This is a genomic window from Veillonella sp., assembly GCF_019414865.1.
Lineage (GTDB): Bacteria > Bacillota > Negativicutes > Veillonellales > Veillonellaceae > Veillonella.
In genome coordinates this window covers 1-7,796 of record NZ_DXLG01000073.1, presented here as the reverse complement: position 1 = coordinate 7,796, position 7,796 = coordinate 1, and the positions used below count along the sequence as shown (strand labels likewise).

Here is a 7,796-nt window from a genome sequence, read left to right as displayed (position 1 = left end):
CTAAAAATACTATTATCTACAACAGTATGTTTTTTATAGTAATCACGAACATATTCAATGAATGTTTTAACTACAACAAGATTTTCCGTATCCTTTGTATATACCATATTTGTATCACGAGTGATATAGGTACCATCTTTGCTACGCAATGGGCTTACATATATATCTCTATCCTTACAAGATCCAAGGCCCATGTAGGTCAAAATGGACCATCCAAGGCCGGCGCGTACAAAGTGACGGCACGTACTCATAGAATTTACATCCATCGCAACACTCGGTGGTTCTTCAAAATGCTCAGCACACCACGTTTCAATAATGTTTGCTACAGACGCATCTGTTTGGTATTTAATGAATGGTACCTTCTCTAACGACTCAGGTGGTACTAATTCTTTATAAACCAAACAATACGGTTCCTCCAATAGTAATTCAGATTTACCAGATACTTCATAGCCACCACGAGCAAAGGCAACCATACAGTCACCAGAATTAAACATTTTTACCACTTGATGGCTGAAAGCAGTCTTAACTTGAATATGCACATCCGGATATTGCTCCCGGAATGATTTCAGTAAAGCTGGTAGTTCATAGTCTGCAAAGTTGATGGATGATGCGATTTTTAAGGTCCCTTGAATCTTACCAGAAGCGGAATTCATAGCATTTTCTAAGGCCTCTTGATCTTGCATCATTCTTTTACAGTAGTCATAAAAAATTTCGCCTTGTGCTGTAAGAGCAATCCCTTCAGCAGTTCGCAACAACAGAGAATGGCCCAAGGCTTTTTCCATATGGCGCAACCGATAGCTTAGAGCCGGTTGTGATAAAAATAATTTTTCTGCAGCCCTTGTAATATTCCCTTCATCCACAACGGTTACAAAGGTTTGCCATTCTCTATTATCCATACAATCTCCTTTTATCGCTTATTACCAAAGATGCGCAATAAGGATAAGAATAAGTTAATGAAATCTAAGTATAGGCTCAAAGCACCTGTGATTTCAATGCGGTCTAAAATGGTTTCATCCTCCAAGAGCGCTACTTGTGTCACATTATTTTTAATGCGGTTCACATCGATAGCTGTAAAGATGGAGAATACTACAACCCCTACATAACCTAGAACTAAGCTAACAGTGTCGCTAAAGCCACTAAGTACAGCCCAGTTAAAATAACGAGCCCCTATCATCACAAAAGATACGATGATCATACCAAGTAAGGCAGCCATTACATATGGTGTTAGGGATGACAAATTACGTTTCGTAGTAGCCCCTACCACGGCAAAGCCAATGAAGAACGCTAACGTGCCGATTAACGCTGGAATAACTACTTCAAATACATTATATCTCAAGGATATAAGTGTCAATGTAAGACCATTCAATGCACTATAGAGGAAGAACATGCCTTTTAAAGTCATAACATTGGCCGTATACGCACGAGCACTAAATAGGAATACTACGCCTAATTCAACTAATAGAATAATATTAAAGTTTTCGTATGCAAAGCGTAGCCAGTTTGGATTTGCTAATGCAGCAAAGCCAACACCAATAGTTGTAAGCAAACCTACAACCATCCACAAGAAGGACCCCTTCAAACGTTGGGATACAATACTTTCAACCTGAGCAACTTGAGAATTACTAGGTCCTGTTACATTATATGGATTCATACTATCCCTCCTTATATTTAATTATCTTTTACTAAAACTATCGAGCATTAGCAATGCCAGCAAATACCTTACCACGTTCACCGTCGATTGTTACCTCTTGACCTTCAAGAAGTACGTCATGAGCGTTTTTAGCACCTAAAATTACAGGAATACCATAGGTAATGCCAGCAATAGCACTGTCAGAGGTATAACCGTCTTCAACAGCGATAATGCCGCCTGCACGTTTAGCAATTGCCATTAATTCAGGCTCCATTGTCCCCACCACAAGGATGTCGCCGTCTTTGAAGCTTTCATAATTGCCCTTATGATTAGCAGCAATGAATACAGTGCCTGTAACGGATTTACGCAAAATACCATTGCCAGATAAGAGTACTTGCCCCGCAATATGAACGCGAATCATATTTGTAGTCCCTGTCGCACCAGATGGTACGCCAGCCGTTACCACAACTAAGTCACCAGACTCAATGGCACCTGTGCCAAGAGCACCTGTAATCGCTTGTTTAACCATTTCATCAGAGTTAACGATTTCATGACCTTTAATAGCCTCTACGCCCCAGCATAATTGCATGCGGCGAATTGTTTCTTCATGCGGTGTTACAGCAATAATTTTGCAAGCCGGACGATGTCGAGCAGTGCTAATTGCAGTATGACCAGATTCAGTACATGTCAAAATAGCAGCTGCCCCAAGGTTTTGAGCGATGCGCACGCTTGCTAAACATACAGCACTGGTAGTCGTCATATCCACATCTTGACGAGCACGACTTTTACTATCGTAAATAGCAGCTTGTTCTGTTACCTCAGCAATGCGAGTCATAGTCGTAACCGCCTCTACTGGGTAAGCACCATTTGCAGTTTCACCAGACAACATGATCGCATCCGTACCATCTAAGATGGCATTGGCTACGTCACTTGCTTCCGCCCGTGTAGGACGTGGATTTTGAATCATGGACTCTAGCATTTGGGTTGCCGTAATAACTGGTTTACCCAAGTCATTACATTTTTCGATCATCATTTTTTGAAGTACTGGTACCTCTTCGGCAGGGATTTCTACACCGAGGTCACCGCGAGCAACCATGAGGCCATCTGCTACGTCCAAAATTTCATCGATGTTTTTTACGCCTTCAGCATTTTCAATTTTTGCAATAATCTTGATATCTTTTTTCTCAGACTCAAGGATGCGGCGGATGGCTACAATGTCTTTACCGCGTTGCATAAAGGATGCGGCTACAAAGTCTACACCCTGTTGACAGCCAAAGCGCAAGTCCGCTTCATCCTGTTCAGATACAGGTGGCAAGCTAAGCGCTACGCCTGGCACAGCCACGCGTTTACGATTACCGATTTCACCGCTGTTTTGAACTGTGGTAATGATATTATTACCTTCGATAGCATCGATAGTAAGTGTTACAAGACCATCGGCCAATAAAATTTTATCCCCTACGGACACATCACTTACAAGACCTTTGTGGTTGACGGAGCTAATCTCTTTTGTGCCTTCCACATCATCCGTAGTCAACGTGAATTGTTGACCTGCCTCAAGGAATACCTTCCCCTCTTTAAATAGGCCAAGACGAACCTCAGGGCCTTTCGTATCGAGCAATAATGCGATTGGTTTATTAACAATCATCGCCGCATCGCGCACCATTTGCATGCGCTCTGCTTGCTCTTCATGAGATCCGTGAGAGAAATTAAAACGAGCCACGTTCATGCCCGCTCGCATCATATCTTCTAAGATACCAAATTTATCCGTTCCCGGACCTACAGTACATACGATTTTTGTACGTTTCATCTTTCCTCCTATGAAAGTAATTTCTATATTGAATCTTTCACTTCTTATTGTAGTAATGTTGGTGAAAGCTATTTATTATTGCACCTCTACAGAGCCGTCACCTAATATAGCTTCAATAGCCTTGATGGATTCATCGCTAGGGTCAAAGCACATGTTCGGTGGCAAGTTAATGCGCTTCCGTTGACGGTGCAAATATAGTGATGTTGGCACAGAGCCTGCGGTGTTTGTTAACAGCCGTTTTAAGGCTTCACTATTTTCTGGCGTGTCATATTGACTATAAATATGAATAGCCACATGCTTAGCCTGACTATAGTTTACCTTTAACGGCATAATGCGGTCTGCAATAATTTGCACACCCTTTTCATCCGCATCAACGCGGCCTTTTACCTTAACGATCATATCGACCGCAAGGAACTGTTGACTTTGACTAAAAACCTTAGGGAATGCCACTACGTTGGCCGCACCAGAGTAATCTTCGATGCGAAGAATGGACATAACCTCATTTCGTCTTGTCATACGGTCCGTCTTATTTTCAATCAAACCGCCAAAGGTAATGGTTTGACCGTCATACTGCTCTGGATTTTCTACGAGAGCACCCAGCTCAAAGAGGCCCTCTAATTCCTTAGCATAGCCTTGCAATGGATGGCCTGTAATGTAAAAGCCAGTATATTCCTTTTCATCCTTTAATTTATCGTCTTCCGATAAATCCTCCACATTCGGTACAGGGATGAAGTCGACGGACTCCTCTATATCGCCAAAGAGACTCATGGTGCCCATAGCGGCATCCTTTTGCTCTTTAGCACCTACGGCTTGAGCACTTTCATACATGTGCAATAATTGATTTCTGTTTTCCTTGAACCCATCCATAGCACCACAACGAATGAGACTTTCAAGAAGTCGTTTATTAACAACCTTATTATCAACACGTTTGCAGAAGTCCCCGATATCCGTGTAAAGACCGTGTTCATTACGCTCAGTAATTAAGCGATCGATGGCATTGTCCCCTACGTTTTTTATACCTCCAAGGCCGAAGCGAATGGCATCACCTTGCACGGCAAAGCTGCGCTCAGAATAGTTAATATCTGGGCCAAGTACCTTAACATTGTGCTTCTTACAAGCATTGATATAGTACGTCAATTTTTGCATGTTCTGCATGAAGCTCGTCATGGTAGCAGCCATGAATTCAGGGAAATAGTGAGCCTTCAAGTACGCTGTTTGGTACGCGATGTACGCATAGGCCGCACTATGTGATTTATTAAAGCCATAGCCCGCGAAGTATACGAGCAAATCAAATACTTCGTTCGCAATGGACTCTTCAATACCATTATTAATGGAACCTTGAATAAAGGATTCGCGCTGCGCCTTTAGAACAGATTCCTTTTTCTTACCCATGGCGCGGCGCATTAAGTCCGCTTGACCAAGGGAGAAGCCGCCCATGGCGGATGCAATCTGCATAACCTGTTCTTGGTACAAGATTACCCCAAAGGTATCTTTCAAAATCGGTTCCAAGATAGGATGTAAATAGGTAACCTCTTTTTTACCGTGACGGCGGTCGATAAAGTCCGCTACCATGCCAGAGCCCAATGGCCCTGGACGGTATAAGGCTACCAATGGAATTAAGTCCTCAAAATGCTCAGGCTTAAGGTCCATAACGAGCTTAGTGATACCTTCTGATTCGAGCTGGAATACACCAGATGTATCGCCCTTTGTGAGGATATCACAAGCTGCCTTGTCATCGAGTGGAATAGCATCTAAATCGAGGTCGATACCACGATTCGCCTTGATGAGCTTTAAGGCATCCCCCATAACCGTTAAGGTACGGAGGCCCAAGAAGTCCATCTTTAAAAGGCCTAATTCCTCGATATTATCCTTATCGTACTGCGTTACAAAGCCTTCATCATTGGCATTTTGTACCGGTACGTGGTCATCTAGAGGGTCTGCAGAAATTACGACGCCCGCCGCATGAGTAGACGAGTTCCGCGCAATCCCTTCTAACTTTTTACCAAAATCAAATAACTCTTTAACGTTTGAATCAGCTTCGTATAAAGCTTTTAACTCCTTGCCTTGCAGTGCCTTATCTAAGGTAATCCCTAGTTCGTTGGGAATCATCTTAGCAATGCGGTTTACTTCCGCTAGAGGCAAGTCCAGCACACGACCCACGTCACGAATAACGGCACGAGCCGCTTCAGTACCAAAGGTAATAATCTGGGACACACGAGCTTGACCGTATTTACGAGTCACATATTCGATGGCTTGACCACGCTTTTCATAGCAGAAGTCAATATCGATATCGGGCATGCTTACCCGCTCTGGATTTAAGAACCGTTCAAAGAGCAAATCATATTTCAATGGATCAAGGCCTGTAATGCCTAATAGATAGGCAACCACAGAACCCGCCGCAGAGCCACGACCAGGACCTACTAAAATATCATGCTCACGGGCATAGCGTACATAATCCCATACGATGAGGAAGTAATCCTCAAAGCCCATGGTGCCAATAACATCTAGTTCATAGTCAAGGCGTTTTTGTAACTCTTCAGATGTCTCCCCATAGAGGCGTGGAATTTCTCGTTCACAAACCTTACGTAAATAGGTTTTAGACGTTTCCCCTTCTGGCACATCAAAGTGCGGCAAGTGATGTTCGTCAAAATTAAACTCTACATTGCAGCGGTCTGCAATTTTTAAAGTATTTTCGATGGCACCCGGAATATGTCCAAATAGCTCTGCCATCTCATCCCCAGATTTCAAGTAGAACTCATCATTAGGGAACTTTAAGCGGTCTACCTCAGCACGACGTCGGCCTGTAGAAATACATACCTTAATATCTTGCGCGTCCGCATCCTCTTTTAAGACATAGTGGAAGTCATTAGAGGCTACAATGCCAAGACCGTATTCCTTGCTGAGCTTAATGAGCTCCTCTTGAGCCTTTGCCTCCTCCGGCAAGCCATGATTTTGGATTTCTAAGAAGAAATTATCCTTCCCGTACGTCTCGATATACCATTCGATGGAACGCTTCGCGCCTTCCATATTATCTTGCAAAATATACTGAGGGATCTCTCCCTGAATACATGCACTGAGGGCAATTATCCCCTTGCTGTATTGGCGCAATAAATCTCGGTCTGCACGTGGCTTATAATTAAAACCTTCAGTAGAGGCTTTCGACACGATTTTTACGAGATTTCGATACCCTTCCATAGTCTCTGCTAATAGAATTAGATGTTTCAAACGTTCACGGCTACGACCTTCCGGCTTATCAAGGCGGCTATGTTCCGTTACATATACTTCACACCCAATAATCGGTTTAATGCCTTGTGCTACACATTCCTTATAAAAATAAATGGCTGCATACATATTGCCATGGTCTGTGATGGCAAGGGCCGGCTGATTTAACTCCTTCGCACGACGTACCATGTCAGGCAAACGACTGATGCCGTCCAGCAAACTAAACTCAGTATGACTATGTAAATGTACAAATGGCTGCATGGTACACCTCCTTTAAGGGCGATGAGCAAAATACACGTTCAATGACTTCTTACGAGCCTTCCAATCTGGCAAAAACTGTGCCACTAGATTGTGAAAGTTCTTGGAATGGTCTAAATATTTAAAATGAGCAAACTCATGAACCATAACGTACTCAATATACGCCTGTGGCCCCTCTAATAAACGAGTGTTCATCTTAATGAGTTGCTTCGCTGGCGTACAAGAACCCCAACGGCTCTTCATGCGCTGCTGTTTTATGGTTGGCATAGGCACATCAATACCTGCCTTGTGAAAGCGCTGATACACGACCTTTGCCCAATGGACAAAGACCTTCTCCCCTAAATTACGCCAATAACTTTGCATTAATTTATGCTTTGCTTCAAAGGTTGTTCCACGAGGCACTACCATAGTAAGAATGGCTTTTCCGTCAAAACCGATATGAGGCTTTCCGTCCTGCTCAACTAGGCGCAACGTAACAGGAATGCCGAGGATTGATAAGCTTTCACCATTCACATACTGCAACGCATCGACGCGCTTGGCATTCAATGCATCAATCTTGTAACGAGCCCGCTCAATGAAGGGCATATTCTCGATAACAAACTTGTCCACCCTATAATCCGGCACATAGGCATTCGCCGACACATGGATCACACCATCCTTTGTAATGCGCATGTTCATGTTCTTCACACGCTTGATGGTTAACTCATATTCAATTCTGTCGCCATTATAGGTAATAGACCTAGTTGTTGAAGTATTCATACCTTTTATTTTATCATAAAACACTCATAAAATCGTAAAATTCTGGTAATTTTAATAGGAATTATTCGATATAGGTAAAATGATAAAATCAGAACCACCCGTAAAACGGGTGGTTTGCTC

At 43.0% G+C, this 7,796-nt stretch carries 5 protein-coding genes; all 5 read right to left on the bottom strand.

Features of this window, described 5'->3' with window-relative positions:
- Positions 1-896 (bottom strand): LysR family transcriptional regulator (locus QZ334_RS05680; RefSeq protein ID WP_295232638.1); only part of this gene is annotated, 896 nt, incomplete at its 3' end.
- 11 nt (positions 897-907) lie between these two features.
- A complete protein-coding gene (locus tag QZ334_RS05675) occupies positions 908-1,651 on the bottom strand; it encodes a Bax inhibitor-1 family protein (RefSeq protein WP_295232637.1) in 744 nt (247 codons plus the stop codon).
- A gap of 37 nt (positions 1,652-1,688) precedes the next feature.
- Positions 1,689-3,437 (bottom strand): pyruvate kinase, encoded by a 1,749-nt coding sequence (gene pyk, locus QZ334_RS05670; protein WP_295232634.1) that lies wholly within the window; start codon positions 3,435-3,437, stop codon positions 1,689-1,691.
- A gap of 75 nt (positions 3,438-3,512) precedes the next feature.
- Positions 3,513-6,920, bottom strand: a complete 3,408-nt coding sequence (locus QZ334_RS05665) for a DNA polymerase III subunit alpha (protein WP_295232630.1) — start codon at positions 6,918-6,920, stop codon at positions 3,513-3,515.
- Between the two features lie 12 nt (positions 6,921-6,932).
- On the bottom strand, positions 6,933-7,700 hold the full coding sequence (locus tag QZ334_RS05660) for a SprT family zinc-dependent metalloprotease (RefSeq protein WP_323758623.1): 768 nt from the start codon (positions 7,698-7,700) through the stop codon (positions 6,933-6,935).
- Between the last annotated feature and the right edge of the window lie 96 nt (positions 7,701-7,796).